The sequence below is a fragment of the Sphingobium sp. 15-1 genome, from assembly GCF_013375535.1.
Taxonomy (GTDB): Bacteria; Pseudomonadota; Alphaproteobacteria; order Sphingomonadales; family Sphingomonadaceae; genus Sphingobium; species Sphingobium aromaticivastans.
In genome coordinates, this window is record NZ_JABXJG010000003.1 from 205858 (window position 1) to 225592 (window position 19735).

General features: G+C 59.5%; 16 protein-coding genes. 1 reads left to right on the forward strand and 15 read right to left on the reverse strand.

The genetic code is table 11. The annotated features are described in order from the left end of the window. Positions 1–118: 118 nt before the first annotated feature. The 15 genes from HUK72_RS23985 to HUK72_RS24055 form a co-directional block, all read right to left on the reverse strand. The gene (locus HUK72_RS23985; protein ID WP_255325986.1) at positions 119–2470 is read right to left on the reverse strand and encodes a TonB-dependent receptor; all 2352 of its coding nucleotides are present in this window, start codon (positions 2468–2470) and stop codon (positions 119–121) included. Positions 2471–2886: 416 nt separating this feature from the next. Beyond that, positions 2887–3663 (reverse strand): SDR family NAD(P)-dependent oxidoreductase, encoded by a 777-nt coding sequence (locus tag HUK72_RS23990; RefSeq protein ID WP_176599066.1) that lies wholly within the window; start codon positions 3661–3663, stop codon positions 2887–2889. A gap of 14 nt (positions 3664–3677) precedes the next feature. Continuing rightward, the gene (locus HUK72_RS23995; RefSeq protein ID WP_176599067.1) at positions 3678–4907 is read right to left on the reverse strand and encodes an acyl-CoA dehydrogenase family protein; all 1230 of its coding nucleotides are present in this window, start codon (positions 4905–4907) and stop codon (positions 3678–3680) included. A 405-nt stretch (positions 4908–5312) separates the two neighbouring features. After that, positions 5313–6359 (reverse strand): LLM class flavin-dependent oxidoreductase, encoded by a 1047-nt coding sequence (locus HUK72_RS24000; protein WP_176599068.1) that lies wholly within the window; start codon positions 6357–6359, stop codon positions 5313–5315. Positions 6360–6522: 163 nt separating this feature from the next. Next, positions 6523–7230 carry a TetR/AcrR family transcriptional regulator gene (locus tag HUK72_RS24005; RefSeq protein WP_176599069.1) on the reverse strand — a complete coding sequence of 236 codons (708 nt, stop codon included), beginning with the start codon at positions 7228–7230 and terminating at the stop codon, positions 6523–6525. Between the two features lie 144 nt (positions 7231–7374). After that, entirely contained in the window at positions 7375–9057 is a 1683-nt protein-coding gene (locus tag HUK72_RS24010) for an AMP-binding protein (protein ID WP_176599070.1), read from the reverse strand. Further along, positions 9054–9998, reverse strand: a complete 945-nt coding sequence (locus tag HUK72_RS24015) for an alpha/beta hydrolase (protein ID WP_176599071.1) — start codon at positions 9996–9998, stop codon at positions 9054–9056. Before HUK72_RS24015 ends, HUK72_RS24010 begins: the two co-directional genes overlap by 4 nt. A gap of 389 nt (positions 9999–10387) precedes the next feature. Beyond that, complete coding sequence (locus tag HUK72_RS24020; protein WP_176599072.1) at positions 10388–11152, reverse strand: SDR family NAD(P)-dependent oxidoreductase; 765 nt, start codon at positions 11150–11152, stop codon at positions 10388–10390. A gap of 203 nt (positions 11153–11355) precedes the next feature. Then, positions 11356–12282: a 3-keto-5-aminohexanoate cleavage protein gene (locus HUK72_RS24025; protein WP_176599073.1), complete on the reverse strand. Its 927-nt coding sequence runs from the start codon at positions 12280–12282 to the stop codon at positions 11356–11358. A gap of 4 nt (positions 12283–12286) precedes the next feature. Continuing rightward, the gene (locus HUK72_RS24030; RefSeq protein ID WP_176599074.1) at positions 12287–13312 is read right to left on the reverse strand and encodes an NADP-dependent oxidoreductase; all 1026 of its coding nucleotides are present in this window, start codon (positions 13310–13312) and stop codon (positions 12287–12289) included. Further along, a complete protein-coding gene (locus HUK72_RS24035) occupies positions 13309–14292 on the reverse strand; it encodes a fumarylacetoacetate hydrolase family protein (protein WP_176599075.1) in 984 nt (327 codons plus the stop codon). Before HUK72_RS24035 ends, HUK72_RS24030 begins: the two co-directional genes overlap by 4 nt. Before the next feature lie 27 nt (positions 14293–14319). Continuing rightward, positions 14320–15345 (reverse strand): VOC family protein, encoded by a 1026-nt coding sequence (locus tag HUK72_RS24040; RefSeq protein WP_176599076.1) that lies wholly within the window; start codon positions 15343–15345, stop codon positions 14320–14322. A gap of 2 nt (positions 15346–15347) precedes the next feature. Next, a complete protein-coding gene (locus tag HUK72_RS24045) occupies positions 15348–16955 on the reverse strand; it encodes an FAD-dependent monooxygenase (protein WP_176599446.1) in 1608 nt (535 codons plus the stop codon). A gap of 97 nt (positions 16956–17052) precedes the next feature. Then, a complete protein-coding gene (locus HUK72_RS24050) occupies positions 17053–17739 on the reverse strand; it encodes a TetR/AcrR family transcriptional regulator (RefSeq protein ID WP_176599077.1) in 687 nt (228 codons plus the stop codon). Positions 17740–18096: 357 nt separating this feature from the next. Next, positions 18097–18504: a helix-turn-helix domain-containing protein gene (locus tag HUK72_RS24055; RefSeq protein WP_176599078.1), complete on the reverse strand. Its 408-nt coding sequence runs from the start codon at positions 18502–18504 to the stop codon at positions 18097–18099. A gap of 94 nt (positions 18505–18598) precedes the next feature. Here HUK72_RS24055 and HUK72_RS24060 point away from each other — a divergent pair, with 94 nt between their 5' ends. Next, entirely contained in the window at positions 18599–19210 is a 612-nt protein-coding gene (locus HUK72_RS24060; RefSeq protein WP_176599079.1) for an NADPH-dependent F420 reductase, read from the forward strand. Positions 19211–19735: the final 525 nt, after the last annotated feature.

Here is a 19735-nt window from a genome sequence, read left to right on the forward strand (position 1 = left end):
AAAGGAGCCTGTGAAAGGATCGAAGGCCGGCGTGCCGCACTTCCTGGGCGGTCCCCACCGTTGCAAATGGATTGTTCGAGGGCCACGTCGTTAGCTCCCAAGTTTCGGCACTTGATCATCAGTAGCGGTAGCTTAGCGTGATGCCGTACGTTGCCGGCATGCCGGTGGTCCGGGCGACGGTGTCGATCACGCGCGATACGTGAATCAGGTGAAACTTGTCGAAGACGTTCCTGCCCCAGATCTGGGCCCGCCAATTCTTGTCGGCGCTTTCAATGCCGGCGCGCAGATCGACGATCGCATAACCGGGAATATCAAACGCCTGCACCCTGCCAAAGGCGGCCGTCGATTTCGACCGATAGCGCGCATTGCCTCCGAGAAACGCATTAACGCTGCCGGAAAGCGCAAACTCATATCCCGCGTCGCCAGAAATCTGGAATTTCGGTGTGCTGGGAAATGCTTCTCCCTTCACATCGATGACCGCGCCAAGAGGGTCGTTCGTCGCAAAGCTGCTGTCCACCCGCGATTTGATGTAGGTCGCGCCGCCATTGAACGTGAAGCCGGCCACCGGTCGCCAGTTGATGCCGATTTCGGCGCCGCGCACACTCGACTTCGGGATGTTCACAAGCCCTGGCAAATTACCGAAGGCGCTCGGGATATAGCCGAGAATCTGCTTGTTCTTATAATCGTAATAAAATGCGGCTCCGGTTAGCTGCATGGCGCGGTCAAACAACGATATTTTGAAACCCGCTTCATATGCGACCACCGATTCCTGCGGAGCGGGATCAAACTGGATCGGTGTAAGGCCAGGTACCGTCGGGAAACTCCCCGCCTTATAGCCCTTGGTGACGTTCGCATAGATCAAGGTGTCGCGGTCAGGCTTCCAGTTCAGCCCGGCGCGCCAGGAGACATTGTCCTCCTTCAAACTCTTCTGGACGATGGGCACAGGCACACCGAGCGCGCCTGTTGTGCCATCGCCGAGGGTGACGCACGAGCCAGGAGCCAGCGCCACGACCGGTGGCGTGAAGCCGCGCGAAACATTTGACAGGAAGCTGAAGGCGTTCGCCAAGGCGCCATCGCCCGGATCATAGAGACATCCGGTAAAGTCCCGGGTCTCCTTGTTGTACCGAATAGATCCTTGCGCCGTAATGGTATCGGTCAAGCCATAATCTAAACTGGCGAAGATCGCTTTGCCTTCGATTTTTTGATGATTGCTGTTGAGGAATGCGTTCCACCGGAACGGGCCAATCCCATTATTTGAGGAGGTATAACGACCTAGCTGATCGTCTTTGCTGTTATAATGGCTATAGTTCCCTCCAACCATCCATTTGATCCTGTCGTCCCCCGATTGTCCGGCCAGCCGGAGTTCCTGCGAAACGCCGTCGATCTTGGCATCGACCGTATAGAGGAGGTTGTTCTCATCGACGCCGTCACTGTCCGTCGGGGCAAGCTGCTTGAGACGCGAATAGGCGCTGATCGACGTCAGCGTGACGGCATCTGAGAGATCGAGGTCTGCCCGCAGCGAAAGCTGATAGAAATTGTCGTCGCGACGTAGACTGGTGTTCGGATCCCAGTCCGCAGCCCTGTTGTTGCTTGGTGCCGGCCTGTCGGCCAATATCGCAGCCTGCAAATCGGTATAACCACCATCCGCCGGCAGCTTCGTCGGAGCATAGGACACATATTGCGCCGCTTGGGTGTCGCTCTTGTCGATCCAGCCATTAGCATTGAATTCGAAGCGCAATGTGTCGCTCGGTTCCCAATCAAGGAGCAGGCGCCCGGAGGTGAAGTCGCGTGTTCCGAGCCGATCGTTCGGGCGGGACTGGTTGACCTGCCAGCCGTCCCGATATTCATGGCGTACCGCTACTCGACCGGTCAGTGTGTTGGTGATCGGACCGCTTACATAGGCTTGCCCGTCGATTTGGTTGAAGCGACCGTAGGTCAAGTCGAAGCCCATTTTGGGGTCTTTGGTGGGCTTGGCCGCGATATAGTTGATGGCGCCACCAGTCGAGTTCTGCCCGAACAACGTGCCCTGCGGGCCTTTGAGCGCTTCCACGCGCTCAACGTCGAGTGACGCTCCGGGCGTCATCGCGAGGAAGGGCAGTGGCACCTGATCGACATAGACGCTCACGGCTGGAGCCACGGCCACGGCCGTGTCGAAGAACCCAATTCCACGGATCGTGAAGACCGGCGTGCCGTAGGTGCTTGGTTGATAGGTGAAGCCCGGCACGATCTTTTCGAGATCGGCCGGACCGTTGACGCCAGCCTTGGCCAGTTGCTCTCCCGTCGCTGCGGTTATTGATAGTGGCACGTCGTTCAGTCGCTCGCTGCGCTTCTGCGCGGTGACAATGATATCCCCGAGTTCCGACGGCGCTGATGCCGAGCTGCTCGAGGAAGCCGCCTCCTGGCCATACGCCGCCGAAGAAACGATAGCCGAGGTTGTCATCAGCACTGATAGGATTGCGATGTTCTTCATAACCTCTCCCAGTATTTCGTATTATTGTATAAGTTGTGGATGCGTACTTCTTGAATGCCAGAATATACCAAAACAACTAGAGAGTTAACGCGGCGCCGCCGCCTCAGATACTTCGGCCGTCGCAAGCCGCGTGCCAATCCTTGAAATCGCACCGTTTCGTCTGACCCAGCTACCCTCAAAAAAACCTGGGCGGTTTTCGGACCCAGAGATAGCAACGTCTATGTTTCGTGTCAAATTAAACTTTACAAATGTGCTGAATAGATGGCTGAGAGGAATGTTGGCAGCTTAAACACTGTCCCAAAGTCGCGATGGGGGCGCCATGTTGGTACAAGAAACTATACGGGAATTAAGAAACGCGATCGCAACACTCCTCGCCGTCTGCAAAGCACTCTGGATGCTCTCCCGACTTTTCCACCCTATTGTGCGAGAAAGCCGCCATCGACGGCGACGATTGACCCGCACATGAAACTGGATGCCGACGAAGCCAGATAAATCACCGTTCCCCGCAATTCATCAGCGTCCGCAATGCGGCCGGCTGGCGTATGGCTGGTCATGAGCCGCGCAAATTCCGGGTCATCGAAATTGCCCAATCCTGTCCTGTGAAAGCCGGGACAGATGGCGTTGATCTGAATACCGTATGGCGCATATTCGAGTGCCATTTCACGCGTAAGATTGACCACCGCGCCTTTCGTGGTGGCGTATCCTGCCGCAGCGACGAAACCACCTCCTACGAGCCCCCAAATCGAGGAAATGTTGATGATTTTTCCTTTACGCCGCGCGACCATCTGCTTGAGCGCCTCGCGTGAGCAGTAGAAGACGCTATTCAAGTTGACGTCGATCAGCCTATGCCATTCACTCGAAGGGTATTCATGGATCATCCCTTGATAGGCCTGACCGACGCCGGCGTTGTTCACGAGAATGTCGATATGCTCCACGGTCTTTTCTAATTCGGCAAACGCGGCCACGACCTGAATTTCGTCCGCGACATCAACGGTATATGTATAGGCGTTGCGTCCCAGCGATCGGACATGCTCAGCCGTTTCATTCAATCCCCTCGCGTTGATGTCGAAAAGCGCGACATCCGTCCCGGCGCCGGCTAGTGCATAGGCGAAGACGCGACCCAAGCCGCCAGCGGCCCCTGTCACCACCGCGACCTGGTCCGCCAAACTGAAGACATCTTCCAGTACCGGCATGACCATCTTTCCTTCTAAGGCAATTTGACGAGTGAATTGATGCCCCAGACTTCATCGGTCGCGAGGCCCGCTAACTGGCGGCCGCAGGATTGCATGACAGTCGCCGAAGATGTGATATGCTGGCTACCGGAATGTATGTCCCGATAAACGCGTTGCATCGTGCTTTGCCGCAATGATTCACCGCCCGCGATGCGGTAGGCAAACTCACCGGCCTCGACAGCGGCATAAGTCATATTGCTGAGTGCCAGTCGAATCATCGTGATATCGCGCGTAGACAGAGGCTCGAGCGAAGCTCTTTTGGCTTCGATATCCGCCCATATCTTGTAGAGAAATGCGCGCGCCGAAAGAGTCCGAGCTTGCGCCTCTCCAAACCGTTCGGCGAACGAGTCGCTCGACGCAAGCGATCCCGCGCGCATCCCCTTCGTCCGAACGTAGTTGGCGAGTTCATCGAGGATGCGGCGAGCAACACCGGCTGCCCAAGCGGCATGCCCGATCGTTACAATCGGCATCATTCCGATCCCGAAAATCTCGGGTCGACTTGCTATAGTGGGATTCGATGGCGAATATGTATGCGCATGTGGCACAAAGACGTCCGAAATTGCGTAGTCGACGCTTCCAGTCGCCCGCAGCCCGAGAACGTCCCAGTTTCCACTCAGCTCAACATCGGCAATCGGCACATGGAGTATGATGTGTTCAGGCCCACCATTTTGATCAAGGCGCATCTTGCCGTTTTCATGCACAAACGCGCCTGAGTGGGACCAGTCCGCATGCAACAAGCCGCTGCCGTAACTCCATTTTCCGGTCAGCAAATAGCCACCGTCCACCACTGTAGCTACGCCGGTCGGGCCCCCCGCGCCCGCGACGAACCCGCGTGCGTCTGAAGCAAGGATATGATTTGCCGCAGTCGTGCTCAGATATCCGGCAGCTGTCGCGGTTGAGACCCCGCTGGCAAATACGACCCATCCCGTCGAAGCATCGGCATAAGACAATTTTTCGATGATATCGATATGCTCCGTAATCGAGGCCCCGATCCCGCCTAAGCTTTTTGGCACTAGTAGTTTATGCAGGCGAAGTTGTTCGATCTTTTCGAACACCTCTGGAATAAGCATGCGCGCCTTCTCGTTTTCGGCGCCCTTCTCCATGAAGAACGGTAGAAGGTCATCAACCTTCATATTTATTTCTGAAAGAGTCGGTGCTTCTTTCGGTATGACCTGAAATTCAGCTGAGACATTGTGTTGCACCATGTCACTCCCCATAGGATCTAGATTGATAGCCTAGTGCGGCACTTCGGCCTTCTCATCCAGTTGGCCGGCTGCGAGTGCGCGGACACGCCCTGGCATGTTCCATGCAGCGGAAAGCCCCGCACTCCGCCCATTGACCTCAGTCCTGTGAGCTTGGTGGTGACTTGATTACGCTCGACCGGTACGGCCCGCGTGCCACGTGCCTGCAACTGAAGGGCGGTCACAAGACCGGCCAGCCCTTCACCGACTACTATGCTCGGTACGTCCACCAATGCACCTCTCCGGAAGCGTTAGCCTGCGCCATCTTGTTAAGTGGAGCGGTATCACCTCGATCGGAGGCTGTCCATAAAAACTCCACGTTCGTAGAACTTATTCCCAAAATTGGTTGGCCCGAGGACTGATATGGGCTTATGCCGCGAGTAAAGCCGCATGAGCTTCGCGGCTGGCGGTCGTCAGCGTCGGCATGATCTCGCGTGTGAAAAGAGCTATGGAAGATCGCGCTTCGTCGAGCGACATATCCCCATAGACAAATGTCGCGCTGAGGAAGTTGGCACCGCTGATCTGAATTTGCTCAGTGAGCTTGGCGCAAACGGTGTCCGGCGATCCAACTACGGCTGCGCCGGCAGCCAGCATCTGATGGAAATCTTCAGGTAGCTTATTATCCGGCGTTCCCCCGTGGCGGCGCCACAGCTTGATGAAGTTGGCGTAGAATATGGTCCAGGCTCTGTGCGCGATCGCCTCCGCCTCCGCGTCGGTCTCCGCCACGACGATCCAGCGATTGAGACCCATCAGGGGCGTGGCATTGCCATGATCGGGCGCCCTGACGCGCTCATTCAAATAATGTTGAAACACCGCGCGTGCCGGGGTGGCGGGCGCTCCGCAGATGATGTTCGCCCCATGGCGGGCCGGCCAAGTGGCCGATTGCGGCGATCCGCCCATCGCCACCCACAAGCGCGGGTAGGGAGCCTGAATCGGACGAACCGAAAGCTCCACTCCGGAATAGCGCCAATACTGCCCTTGATAGTCGAGCGTTCCTTCAGAAAGCCCGGAAAGAATTATATCAAGCGCTTCCTGGTACATAGGCTGCATGTCTTCAGGCGCGATACCTAGATAGCCCATCTCGTGCGGAGAGGCGCCGCGCCCAGCTCCGAACTCGAAGCGTCCGCGACTCAGATTGTCGAGCATCGCGATCTCTTCGATCAGGCGCAGTGGATTATAGCCCGGGAGCAGGTAAACCAATGGCCCGAAACGCAAACGCGTTGTCCGCTGCGACATCGCCGCCAGGAACACACTCGGAGACGGGGTGGTGCTGAGCGGCGTGCCATGATGCTCGCTCATATGATAGCAATAGAAACCGCTTTCCTCATAAAGAGCGGCCAAACTGAGCCGTTCTTCATATTGCTCTACAATGGGTCGACCACTCCAGTCGTTTTGATCGAACGCGCCAAACTGCATAGTCTTTCTCCCATAGGTCGAAGGCACGTCTTTTTTCTCGCTTGAGCGATGGAGCAGAGCTGCGTGCCGACCGGTGGCAGCGTGCGAAGGTCCGCCGCCACCCGCAGCCAATCAACCATCGAATAGCGCTGGAGTCAATATTAAACCATACGGATGTGCTGATTTATTTCAGCGGCTCGCTACCGAAGATGAGCCGGGAGAAGATATCCTCATAATCCTTTGCGACCGCGGGTGTTTCCGCGAGAAAGTTGGTCATGATATTCAGCTGGGGTCGCAGGGTGGATAATGCCGATGTGGCGCCGATCAGCATAAAAACAATCAGAATGGGGCTCCCTTCAGGCAGATCCCCCGCTTGCTGCGCGGCACGGATCTGGTTCAGCAGACGGGAGACTATAGGCGAGACTACGGCCTCGACCAGCCACGGCAACCGCGGGTTGTTCGGCCTGTTCTCGCGCAACATGAAATTATGAAAGTCCGGATGTTCCATCGTAAATCGAAAGAAGGCACGAAATTCCTCGTGGACCCTTTCCTTGGCACTCATTTGGCACGTGTCTGGAATGTTCCGATCCCATTTGTCCTGTATCTCTGCGAAAAAGTGTTCCGCAACCGCGCGCCACAGCACCTCCTTGTTTCGATAATGATAAGTGATCCGCGGATGCTGGATATTCGCACGTTGAGCTATGCCACGGGTGGTGGCAGCGTCGAATCCCTTTTCCGCGAACTCGCTGAGCGCGGCCTGAAGAATGACTTCGCGGGTCTCGATGGCGCGCTGCTGCTCCTTACGTTTCTGAAATTCGCGGCGCGGTTTTTTATCGCCGGGTACCCGACCAGAGGAAGAAGATTTCGGAGCGGGGATCATTTCCTTAGACATATCCTGCCCATAACATATGCGCTGCCACAATCCATAGCGTCGATAGGGATGACGGCGGTCAGCACGGCATCGCAATTGATTAATTGCCCGCATGGGCGCCAAAGACGGATTGAGGCCCGCATGCCTTGTCAGGTCGGCCGCCCATTACTTTGTGACGGTGGGCGACAGTTCTTTCACCATGGCATCGCGCATCGCGAACTTCTGTATTTTACCGGTAACGGTCATCGGAAAATCAGTCACGAACCGAATGTGACGCGGAATTTTATAGTGGGCGATTCGTCCGCGGCAGAACATCCGCAATTCCTCTTCGTCAAGCGAAGCGCCGTCATGACACCTGATCCACGCGCACACCTCTTCCCCATAGTGATCGTCGGGAACACCGATCACCTGCACGTCCTGGATAGCCGGATGAGTGTAGAGGAACTCTTCGATCTCGCGCGGGTAGACATTCTCACCGCCACGGATGATCATGTCTTTCGACCGACCGACGATTTGACAGTAACCCTCTTCGTCCAGAATGGCGGTGTCGCCCGAGTGCATCCACCCCTCTGCATCGATCGCGGCGGCTGTTTGCTCGGGATCACCCCAGTAACCGATCATGACGGAATAGCCCCGGGTGCACAGTTCGCCCGGCTGTCCTCGCGGTACGATCTTCCCGGTTTCATCGATGATCTTGGATTCCAGATGCGGCTGTATCCGCCCGACCGTGCTTACGCGGCGCTCGATCGTGTCGGCGGTGTCGCTCTGGAAGCTTACCGGGCTGGTTTCCGTCATGCCGTAGGCGATGGTGATCCCGGTCATGTGCATTCTCTCGATTGCCTCGCGCATAACCTCGACCGGACAGGGCGAGCCGGCCATGATTCCGCCGCGCAACGTGCTGAGGTCAAATCGCGCGAATTCCGGATGGCCGAGAGCGGCGATGAACATCGTCGGCACGCCATAGAGGAAATTACAGCGCTCGGCCTCGATCGACGATAGCACCGCGCCAGGATCGAAAGCCTCGCTGGGGTAGACCATGGTGGCCTGGTGGGTGAGGCAAGCCATGTTACCCATCACCATGCCGAAACAATGATAAAGCGGCACCGGAATGCACACCCGATCGCCTGCTCCGATACCGGCCGCCCGGCCGACTTCATAGCCGTTATTCGTGATGTTTCGGTGGGAAAGGGTCGCCGCCTTTGGCAATCCCGTCGTGCCGCTGGTGAACTGAATATTGACTGGATCGCTCGCACGCGCCGCGTCCTGCGCCTGACGCACGAGACGGCGATGCTCCGCAGTCCCGAGCGTCGCCACCTCGGCGAACGGCAAGCAACCAGGATGCCTGGCGTCGCCGATTGTGATGATCGTTCGCAACTCCGGCAACCGCTCCAAACGCAAGCGTCCGGCTGGCTGTTCGCCGAGTGTCGGCTCGATGATTTGCAACATGGCGACATAGTCGCTGGACTTGAAGTGCTGGGCGGTGATCAGGGCAACGCAGCCAACCTTGTTGAGCGCATGTTCGAGTTCGGAGGTCCGGTAGGCGGGATTTACGTTGACGAGGACCAGCCCGGCCTTTGCGGCAGCAAGCTGGGTGATCGTCCACTCGGCATTATTAGGTGACCAGATGGCAATACGGTCTCCGGGTCGTATGCCGAGCGCGAAGAGGCCTGCGGCAAAGGCCTCCGCCTGATCCCTCAGTTCCGCGAAGCTGAGGCGAACGCCCTGATCACAGACGACGAGTGCCTCGCGCTCGCCGGCCTGCTTCGCTGCCTGGTCAAGCAGCGCGCCGATCGTTTCCTCGATCAGCGGACGATCGGTCGCACCTTTTACGATACTCAGCATTGTCATGCCGCGGCCTTTGGCGCGGTGCTATTCAGGGTTGTATCCAAAAACCGGCTGAAGTCAGCGATTAGCTCACGAGAATGTCGGAGACCGCCATCAAGTTCGAAAAACCCGTGAAAGGTGCCGAGATAGCGCTTGGCCTCGCTGGAAACCCCGGCTGCGGCGAGCCGCTCCGCATATTGCTCCCCCTGATCGCGCAGCGCGTCGTACTCGGCCGTCGCGACGAAAGCAGGCGGCAGACCTCCCAAATCTTTCTGCTCAAGCGGCGCAAAGCGCGGGTCGGATCGCATTTTCTGATCGGGAACATACTGATCGAAAAACCAGCCAATCGCTCCCGGCGGCGGAAAAGGAGACTCGATACTGCGCATGGATGGTGAATCGGTATAGGATGCCACGCAGGGGCAGGCCAGCAGCTGCGCCGATATATCGAGTCCAACGCTCCGCGCCAGCTGACTGACCACCGCTGCCAGATTACCGCCCGCGCTCTCTCCGCCTACCAGCAGGGGAGCGTCCCAGCCGGCAAGCTCCTCGCGGTGCCCCGATGCCCAGCGCGCGGCAGCGAGCGCGTCCTCTACGGCAGCCGGGAAGACGTGTTCGGGTGCGAGCCGGTAATCAACCGACAATACTGCCAGGCCGCTTTCTTTGACGAGGCGCCGTATCGCGCCGTCGATGAGGGCGATTCCGCCGAGCGTCCAGCCTCCGCCGTGATAGTAGACCATGAGCGCGCGTGGCTTGGGGCTGTCGCGGTAGAGACGAGCTGCAATAGGGGCAGCGTCGGATGGGATCGCGATGTCGCGCACGACCTCCAACGTGGGACCTGACGGCATCTGCTCGGCCATCGCGGCCTCAACGGCACGTATCTCCGCGGCGGAGACCTCTCCTAGCCGAGGCCCGGGGACCGCAGCCATCGCGGCGAGTAGCTTTTCAACTTCATTATCAAGCGGCATCGTCTCTCTCCGGCGATCTTATAACTTCGGGCGGCTGCTTAGGATCAATATAAACGGTACATTTGTAAAGTGTTTTATTCGCTTCCTGGAGGCAATCGGCGGCCACCTCGCGAAAACGAACCACTGCGCCGAACGAAGGCGCTCGACCGCACCCCGGCCGGACGAAATCTGGGGCAAAGCGACTTGCGCTCAAGCCTTATAACTGCGGCGATGTGCAGCCTTGTAATGCCGTAAGAGCCGCGAGAGAGCGTGAAAGGAAGGAGACGAGACGCGCGCCGCCGTCGGGTTCGTTACAGCCGGGCAGCTTCTCTAGCGGCGAAAGGTCCTTCGCCCACGCTCCGGAAACGGGCAACCATTGTGCATCGGTGCACCTCTGGGGGACGGAACTGCTAGGGCTCGAACCCGCCGATCGTCAGCCCGCCATCTACGACGACCATCTGCCCTGTGACATAGCTCGCGGCGGGCGAGCACAACCAAACCGCGGCAGCAGCCACCTCATCGGGTTGCGCCGCCCGCTTCATCGGAACCGCCGTCCGCGCCATATTATCGAAAGCCGCATTTTCGACGCGGGTCGTAGCCACCATCGGCGTGTCAGTCAGCCCAGGCGCCAGCGCGTTTACGCGAACACCCTTGGAAGCATTCTCCATGGCGGCAACCCTGGTCAGTCCATGAACGCCGCTTTTGGATGCCGCATATGCTGACAAGCCGCCAGGACCTGTCAGCGCGGCGACGGAGGCTGTGTTGCAGATTGCGCCTCCGTTTCTGCGCATCAACGGTATCTGATGTTTCATACATAAAAAGATGCTGAAAAGATTTATCGAAATCACCTGTGCGAACAGGTCCGAAGGATAGTCCTCCAGGCGATGGTTGCCACCAGCAATTCCCGCATTGTTGAATGCCGCATCGAGGCGGCCCGCCTTGTTGTCGATCGTCTGCATGAGTTCGGCAATGGCAGACTCGTTGGACACATCGACTTTCACCGCATCGAAGCGATGGCCGGATGCGGACACCGCCTCGCTCGTCTCGGTCAGGCCGGCTTCGTCGCGGTCAGCCCCGAACACCCAGCCGCCCTCTTTGGCGAAATGTATCGCTGCAGCTCGTCCGATACCCGACCCTGCCCCCGTGACCAGGATCACCTTATCGTCAAACAACATCTTTCACCTCATTTTCTTGTTGGAGGGCATCAACTCACGCCATCTGCCTCTAGCGGTTATATCCTTTACTATTGTAAAGGTTATTTGCCTTCTTGCAAAAGGTTTGAGCGGCCTATCGCGGGTCGCGCCTACTGGCCCGCGTCCTGCCCGGACGCTATGGAAGCCCGGCCACGAAAGATCGCAACGCGCCATCGGCCCTGCGCTTAGAAAGCGACGTTGTCGCCGCCCTTAAGTGCGAGGAGCTCGCGTGCTTCTGCGGGCGTGGCGATTTCCAGTGACAGCGGCTCGAGGATCGATCGGATCAGGCGCACCTGCTCGGCATTAGAGGCGGCGAGGCGCCCCTTGCCGGCGAACAGCGAGTCCTCCAACCCGACGCGGACATTGGCGCCATTGATCGCGCCCAATGTAATAAAGGGCATCTGATGTTTGCCGGCTGCCATCACCGACCAGCTATATTGATCGCCAAACAGCTTATCGGCGATCCGCTTGGCGTGAAGCAGGTTCTCGGTGTCTGCGCCGGCTCCGCCCAAAATGCCGAAGATCGATTGCACGAAAAGCGGCGGTGTCACCAGTTTGCGATCGAGGAAATGCGCCAGTGTGTAGAGATGGGCGGTGTCATAGCACTCAAATTCGAATTTTGTGCCATGGCCCTTGCCTAACCGTTCGAGGATTTCCTCAATATCCTTGAAAGTGTTACGGAAAATCCAGTCGCGCGACACCTCCAGATGTTCGGCCTCCCACGAATGCTGGAAGCTCTTATACTTGTTCAGCATCGGATACATACCGAAGTTCATCGATCCCATATTCAGCGAGCACAGCTCGGGCGATGCGCGGAGGGGAGCCGCGAGCCGTTCGTCGATCGACATACCCTGCCCGCCGCCCGTGGTGATGTTCACGATCGCATCGGTCGACTGTTTGATACGGGGAAGGAACTGCATGAACACGTCGGGATCGGGCGTCGGCCTGCCCGTTTCCGGATCGCGTGCATGGAGGTGCAATATCGATGCGCCAGCCTCCGCGGCCTCGATCGCCTGCATGGCGATCTGGTCCGGCGTTATCGGTAGGTGCGGGCTCATCGTAGGCGTGTGAACTGCGCCTGTGACCGCGCAACTGATGATAACCTTCGACATGGGATCAATCCTGTGCTGCGGGAAGGCGGATAAGGAGCTTGCCCGTGCTCTTACCCGAGTAGAGGTAGGCGATTGCGCCAGGGACCGAGCCGAGCCCATCGAGGATGTCTTCGCGGTAACGCAGGCTGCCCTCGTCCACCCAGGCAGATAGCCTACTGACGATCTCTGCATGGCGGTCGTGGTAGTCGGTGGCGAGGAAGCCGCGCATCATTGCCCGCTTGATGAGCAGGTGACGGTTCGGTCGTTCGCCAAGGGGCCACGGGGTCCAGCTCTCTATCGCCGCCGTGCCACAGATCGCGATCCGAGCGCCGATGCGGATATGCCGCAGCACCGCATCGCTAATCCCGCCCGACGTATTGTCGAAATAAACGTCGACCCCGTCTGTACAGGCGCGCGTGATCGCGGCGTCGAGATCCCCTTCGCTCCGATAATCGATCGCCACATCATAGCCGAACTCGTCGATGCATTGGCGCGTCTTCTCCGGGCCGCCCGCGATGCCAATCGTGCGACCACCGAACCGCTTGGCGATCCGGCCGACACAAGAACCGACCGATCCCGCTGCCGTTGAGACAACGACGGTGTCGCCGCGCTGGGTCCGGCACACGTCTGTCGTCCCGAAATAAGCGGTGATGCCGTTGAGCCCAAGGACGCCCAGATAGGGCGACAGGCACCGCGCGTCAGCGTCGATGCGCAGCATCACGGCCTCGGGTACGACGATCGCCTCCTCCTGCCAGCCGAAGAGGCCCATCACGGGGTCACCCTCGTGGAAGGCAGGCGCGCGCGAACGGACGACCACGCCCACGGCGAACGCGCGTATCACGTCGCCGATCCCGATCCGGTCGGCATAGCCTTTGGCATCGCTCAGCCAGCGGCGCATCGCCGGATCGACAGAGAGATAGTGGTTGCGGACGTGGATCTGCACCTCGGCAAGGTCCGGCAATGTCACCGTGCGAACGGCAAAATCCTCCGCCTGCGGGATCGCGACCGGACGCCGGGCGACCGTCACCGCGAGATGTGTCGACTGGCTCAAGCCGAGATGATCCGCGAATATTGTCCGCCCAGATCGCTATCTGCGCCCGCATCCCTCATTCGCAGGCTCAGGACCTCGCCGGGCTGCAGGAAATTGGCGAGCCGCTTCATCTCGAACCGCATCTCATCGCGGCGGCGGATATCATCGAGCAGGAACGTTTTCAGCGATTCGATCAGCTTCGGCGTTCCTTGCACCACGACGCCGCCCGGCGTGCCGGTGAGTACCATGTCGCCGGGCTTCAGATCCATGATCTGGCCCAGCTGGGTCAATGTTTCGGCAGGGCCATAGATGAGATCCGCCGTGCTGGCCGACTGACGGACCTTTCCTTCGTAGGTCAGCTTGATCTCCAACTGGCGGAGCGCCGCCGCTGCGTCCGCAGCGTCGAACAAATAGAGAACCGGGCCGGTCGGGCAGAAGCCGCGATAACTCTTGCCCTGATACCATTGCATGAAGGACGCGCCGAACATGATGTCGCGTGCCGAGATGTCGTTGCACAGCACCGCACCGGCGACATAGGAGCCGATCGTCTCGGACGTCACCACCTCGCCGGCCTTGATGGCCCGGCGCAACACGATGCCGACCTCGATCTCATAGTCGAGCAGTTCGACGCCAGCGGGGCGGACGATGTCGGCATAAGGGCCGGTCAGGCTCGAGCTGGCCTTGGCGAAGAACAGATTGGCCTTGCGCTCGTGATGGCCGGCCTCGGCGGCATGTTCGCGATAGTTGAGACCCTGGCAAACCAGGGTGGCGTCGCTGGTCACCGGGCTCAGCAGGGTGGCGGCTGCGATACGGACGGGCTCTTCGCGCGTAGGCAGGGCGGGATCGGCGTCGATGGCGGCGATCAGGCCGGCTGTCGTCGTCGCATCGGTCGCGATCGGTACGACCTCGATGATGTCCTCCGGTCGGCCAGGCGCGGTTGATGTCAGCGCTCCCCAGCGGGGAGCGGCGGCATCCTGGAAGCGGACGATGAGGTTGGGCATGGATTATCCTTTTTGCGCAGTTCGATGTCAGGAAAGCCAGGGGCGGGCTGGAACGAGCAGCGCGTCCACTATGCCGCGGGCTGTTAGCGGCGCATCGACAGGCAACGGGCCTGGCGGACGCATCGAATCCGGAAGATCATCACCCCACACCCAGAGACCGGCACGCGACAGGCGGTCGTGGCCGGTCGGATAATCGGCGGTCATCAGGTCGCCATCGGCGTAATGCTCCCACTCGTCGCCGACGGGGTCTTTCCAATAATCGAAGATCTGGCTGCCCAGCAGATGGCGACCTATGCCCCAATGATGAGCCCAGCCACGCGCCCGAAGATATTGGTGCCCCTGTCCAATGGCGTCCAGATCGATCGTCTCGGTCGAAATGTGGAGCATCGCCGGGCTGGAGCCGGCGAGGAGGGCGAGGCTGTGATGATCGGTGGGTTCCTGCCCTCGATCGAGCCGGAAGAAACCGAGGGCCGGGCTGCCGTCCTCGATCGATAGGACATCCGTCCGCAGCAAACCCAAGTGATGTGCATACCAGGATGATGTCGTTTCAAAGCTGGTTGATTGCAGCACCACATGGCCGATCCTGAACACCGGCGCGGGCGCGAGCTCGGTGCGCAACGGCGCGTTGACGCGCCGGGCGGTCGTCGGCGTATTCACCGCAGACAGAGCCTCCCGCACAGGGAGGGGCGCGACCGGCGCGGCACCGTGTATGACGTCAACGCGGACGCCATCCGGATCGTGGAGCAGAACCCGCTGCCCCCCGCCCGGCGCGTCCACCGGCTCGATGGCAGCACCCGTCGCCTCTGCCAAGCGCTCGAGATCATCCGCAGAATGCGCGGCGAACCCGAAGCCGATGAACCTGTCCCGTCCAGCCGCGATCAGTTCGACACAATAGGGGCGGCTGCCATGCCCGCGGAAGAACCGCCGCCGATCGAGCGAGATGCCCGTATCAACGAAGCCGAAATCCTCAAGGTACTGCGCCATCGCCTCAATTTCGCGCCGTTCGAAGACAACATGGGTGATGGCATCGGCCCGGATGATCGGTTCAGTCATGGTCAGGCTCCCCGGATTCGATCGATGACCGCAAGCGGATCGGCGGGCATATCATTGCCGCGCCAGGCGACGTGCTGGTCCGGGCGGACGAGCACGAAGTCGCGCTCGTAGATGGCGCGGGCATGAGGGTCGTCGATCCGTACTACTGTCAGCGGGACACCGCGCTGACGCGCTGCGTCGACTAAGGGCTGATCCTCGGCGTCGGTAAAAGCGAGCAGTGTGAACCATGGGCCAAGGCGATCGAAGATCGCAATGCCGTCAGCTAAGAAGAGGTGCGGCGCACGCACCCCCGGCCATGTGCTTGGTACATATTCCAACAGCCGCCATTCGGGCTCGTCGTCCTCGTGGCAGATGATCGGCGAGTCGCGATAGCGATAGCCGAGCTCGATGCCCTGCGCCTCGTTCTCAGCATTGCCGAGGTCGCGGATCAGCTTGCCATAGACCGCCCTAGCCTCCGCTCCAGCGGGGCTGTCCTCGTGGATGATCGGGTCATAGGCGGCAACGATCTTGAAGCGCACGTCCATGTGTGTGCCCGACGCCTCGACGACGCGCGCCGCGACCGGACGGCGTTCGGCCTCGATACTGGGCAGCAGGCGGGGACCACCCCAGCCTTGCAGCACTGCGGCAAACTTCCAGCTCAGGTCGGCAGCGTCCCCGATTCCTGTGTTCATGCCGTAGCCGCCTGTGGGAATGACCTGATGCACCGAATCTCCGGCCATCCAGACGCGCCCTCGGCCATAGCCGGTCGCCAGCACCAAATGGGGCGACCACGGATTGGCCTCGATCACCTCAATCGGAAACTCGCGGCCAAGCGCGTCGAACACAAGGCGCTCGGGGTCGATCGTGGCGGCGTCGGTCTCGGGCGCCACAAGGCAATGCAGGGTCCACGTCTTTTCATCGTCCTGCGCGATCAGGGTACTGCCGGCTGGCGACTGATAGTGCCAGGCGATGCCAAATCGTTCGAGGAACTCCTTCGCCGTCGACTGAAAGTGGACCATGTAGTGACGCACAACGTCGTAGTTTCCTTCACAGCGATAACCCAGGATGTGGCGAACGAGGCTGCCGCCGCCGTCGCAACCGGCCATCAAGGTGCAGGTCTTACGCTCGATATTGCCGGTGGCAACTTCGCGAAGCACGACTGTGACCTTGTCCTGGTTCTGCTCAAAGCCTTCGAAGGACCAGCCGAAGCGGACATCGACCAGCGGCGATTGTTCCAGGATTGCGCGCAGCGTTGGCTCGAGCACCACTTGGCTCATCCGCATGTTCGGCTCGAGCGGCTGAGTGCCGTCGTTCTTTGCCCGGATGCGTGCGCGCCATTCATCCACGTTCGGATAGCGGAAGCGGGCAAGCTCCCATTCGTTCAGCCGTGATACCCAGGACACGTCCATCGGGCTGGTCCGCGGCACCGCGACGTCGCGCAGGACCTCGGCGACATTCCAGCGACGGAAGAGTTCCATGCTGCGGCCATTGGTGACGTCCATTTTGGGATGGCGGGTGGTCGTCGGCTTGCGCTCAACCAGCAGAGTTTCGATGCCGCGCGCCTGCAGCTCAAATGCGGTCGCGAGGCCCACGGGCGCACCACCCACAACTATGACCGGTACGTCGACCAGTGTTCCCCTCCCTCAACGGCGCACAGCGCTATCTTGTTGAGCGGAGAGGTATCACTTCGACCGAAGGTTGTCCATTAAAACTCCACATGCGTAGAGTTTATTTGAAGATAGATCGCTCAATCAGTTGCCAGTATTCCTCGATGCGGTCTGCATCCATCAGGGAAAACCCGATCGTCCTGGCCATTTCGCCGTGCAGCGAGGATGGGGCGGAGGTCATGCCGATCAACATGTAATAGACCAAATCGGGATCGGCCTGGATCAACTCACCGTCCGCCTGTGCCGCGCGGATGTGCGGCATGACCCGGTCGCGGGTCAGCGAAACGACGTTTTCTATCAGCCACCCAAGGCGCGGGCTGTTCACCTGATTCTCGCGCAGCATGAAATGGTGAAAGGCGCTGTGATTGGTGGTGAATTGCAGAAAGGCCCGAAACTCGGCGCGTAACCGCTGCGCCGGCGTCATGTTCGCTTCAGGCCGCACCGCGTCCTCCCAGGCCGCCATGATCTGGTCGAACGCATATTCCGCGACCGCGCGCCAGAGCGCATCCTTGTTGCGATAATGATAGGTGATCAGGGTATATTCGAGTCCAGCGCGTTCGCCGATGCGGCGGGTGCTGGCGCCGTCGAAGCCGCGTTCGGCAAATTCGATCAGCGCGGCTTCCAAGATGGTGCGGCGCGTCTCAATCGCACGCTGCTGCTCTCGGCGATTGGTCTTGCGCCGCTTGCCTAGCTGGGAAGGAACGGAAGGCTCGTCGCCCAATGCTGATACGTTCATGCTGTCGGTCATCGCTATGTGCTAAAAGCTCATGCCGTCCATATCACGTAGTTTTGTTGGAAATAACAAAATAACACGGTCGTGGAGTTTTATTGGCCGACGCGATCGCTACGTGATAGCCGAATTGTGGGGCCTGCCCCCGACATCGGCAAAAGGCTCGGAATATGCTCGATAAACTTCTCGTGCGGACCGAAGAGTTCATCCGCGAACAGGTTATCCCCTATGCCCCCTAAGACGCATCTCGTTCAATATGGGGTGCAGCAATGTCGCCACCCGCGACGCCAATGCGTGACCGAGCGAAATGCCCGAACTCCGGGTTACGCCCGACCTCGCTGCACACAACGCAGGGCTTCACCCACAACGCTCCGCTCAATCTCGATATGAGGCTCTCTCTTCAATGCCGATATGGGGTCCGGTTTGCGCACCGTTTGATAAGCTACCGGCCCGATACTGAGCGAGATGCTCGGCGAACCATTGGTCGAGCACTGACCTGAGTATGTCGAGGGACTCGCCGAGCTCAGTGAGCCGATATTCCACATGCGGCGGCACCGTCTGCATGTCGTGCCTGACCACGATGCCTTCGGCAGCGAGCCGTTGAAGCGTTCGCGTCAGCATCTTTTGCGAAATCCCCTCAACGAGGCGCAAAAGCTCCCCGTTACGCCGCGGGCCGGAATGCAATGCCCATAGCACCAGCATTGTCCATTTATCTCCGATGAGTTCTATCAGCTGCCGTGAGCCACAGTCGCGTCGCAAAGGGTTTGGGCCGTCCGGATGCATAAATACCTATAGGGACAAAAAGGTGCGTACTGTTCATTCTGCAACCAGTCGCTACCACTGATTCGGCAAATGGCCAACAAACAGGAGGAACGACATGGCAACCATCGGAATCATTGGAAGCGGCATGCTCGGGTCGGCGCTTGCCGAGACATTAACGCGAGCGGGGCACAGTGTGATCATCGCGAACAGCCGGGGACCACAGTCGCTTGCGGATCTTACGGCGGCCATCGGGGCGAACGCTGCTGGGGGATCGCTCGAGCAGGCGGCCAGCCATGATATCGTTATCTACGCCTCGCGGTGGGTAAACCGCGAAGAGATCCTTGGCGCGTTCCCATCATGGGGCCGTCGCATCTTTGTTGATGCGAGCAACCACTACCTCACTCATGCGCCCGATTTCATTAAGGACGATCTAGGCGGAGAGACGTCCAGCGAGATCATGTCGCGGCTCGTCCCTGGGGCCCGAGTTGTAAAGGCGTTCAACAGCGTCTTTTCCGGGACGTTGCGAGCGGGAGGAACGGTTGAGGCTGGCAGGCGGGTGCTCTTCATGTCGGGGGACGATGCCGACGCCAAGGCCACGGTTGGCTCCTTAATCGCCGACATCGGCTTTCATGCGATGGATCTAGGCTCCTTGAGAGATGGCGGGCGTATGCAACAGCTCGGGAGCCCGATAGTTGGGATGTCTGTCGATCTTGTACAGGTGGGCTGAGCGATCTGCGAGCCTGCGCTAAACGTTTCCGGTGAAGCGCTGACGGAGGTCCGCTGGCGTCGCCAACATCGACGGCGAGGTGCTCGGCGAACTGCTGGCGTGCGCGGACTGCTAGGCGGTCGATTTTAGTCGTCGACCGCGCTCGCGCAAACCGTCTTTCGGGCCGTTTCAGAGCCGCGCGCTGCACCGGTTCGCCGCTACATCGTCGATATGCTGGGCCTCGAGATCGAGTAAGCCTCGGGCACGTTCTTGCTATGCTGTCGCGCTACATCGCTGCCGCTGGCTTTACGGGGTAGCCCTCAACGTGCGACTTTTTATCTCAACACGAAATAGTTGGTCGGATCGACGGTCGTAACACGAACTGCAATCTTGACGTCGGCGACTGTCATCGGTCCTGCAATTCTCCGCAAAAGTGGGCTTTGAAAATTCCCTATTTGGTGGCCCCTTCATCTCATTCTGCCGGGGCTAGTGGATTGACCGGAACAAAAGAGTCCGATGGGGGATTCCCATCGGCTTGCTGGCGTG

What these genes read in the sequence shown, in the direction of transcription:
- HUK72_RS23985 (WP_255325986.1), bottom strand. Translation starts at nt 2,470, where the DNA reads ATGAAGAACATCGCAATCCTATCAGTGCTGATGACAACCTCGGCTATC.
- HUK72_RS23990 (WP_176599066.1), bottom strand. Translation starts at nt 3,663, where the DNA reads ATGCCGGTACTGGAAGATGTCTTCAGTTTGGCGGACCAGGTCGCGGTG.
- HUK72_RS23995 (WP_176599067.1), bottom strand. Translation starts at nt 4,907, where the DNA reads ATGGTGCAACACAATGTCTCAGCTGAATTTCAGGTCATACCGAAAGAA.
- HUK72_RS24000 (WP_176599068.1), bottom strand. Translation starts at nt 6,359, where the DNA reads ATGCAGTTTGGCGCGTTCGATCAAAACGACTGGAGTGGTCGACCCATT.
- HUK72_RS24005 (WP_176599069.1), bottom strand. Translation starts at nt 7,230, where the DNA reads ATGTCTAAGGAAATGATCCCCGCTCCGAAATCTTCTTCCTCTGGTCGG.
- HUK72_RS24010 (WP_176599070.1), bottom strand. Translation starts at nt 9,057, where the DNA reads ATGACAATGCTGAGTATCGTAAAAGGTGCGACCGATCGTCCGCTGATC.
- HUK72_RS24015 (WP_176599071.1), bottom strand. Translation starts at nt 9,998, where the DNA reads ATGCCGCTTGATAATGAAGTTGAAAAGCTACTCGCCGCGATGGCTGCG.
- HUK72_RS24020 (WP_176599072.1), bottom strand. Translation starts at nt 11,152, where the DNA reads ATGTTGTTTGACGATAAGGTGATCCTGGTCACGGGGGCAGGGTCGGGT.
- HUK72_RS24025 (WP_176599073.1), bottom strand. Translation starts at nt 12,282, where the DNA reads ATGTCGAAGGTTATCATCAGTTGCGCGGTCACAGGCGCAGTTCACACG.
- HUK72_RS24035 (WP_176599075.1), bottom strand. Translation starts at nt 14,292, where the DNA reads ATGCCCAACCTCATCGTCCGCTTCCAGGATGCCGCCGCTCCCCGCTGG.
- HUK72_RS24040 (WP_176599076.1), bottom strand. Translation starts at nt 15,345, where the DNA reads ATGACTGAACCGATCATCCGGGCCGATGCCATCACCCATGTTGTCTTC.
- HUK72_RS24050 (WP_176599077.1), bottom strand. Translation starts at nt 17,739, where the DNA reads ATGACCGACAGCATGAACGTATCAGCATTGGGCGACGAGCCTTCCGTT.
- HUK72_RS24055 (WP_176599078.1), bottom strand. Translation starts at nt 18,504, where the DNA reads ATGCATCCGGACGGCCCAAACCCTTTGCGACGCGACTGTGGCTCACGG.
- HUK72_RS24060 (WP_176599079.1), top strand. Translation starts at nt 18,599, where the DNA reads ATGGCAACCATCGGAATCATTGGAAGCGGCATGCTCGGGTCGGCGCTT.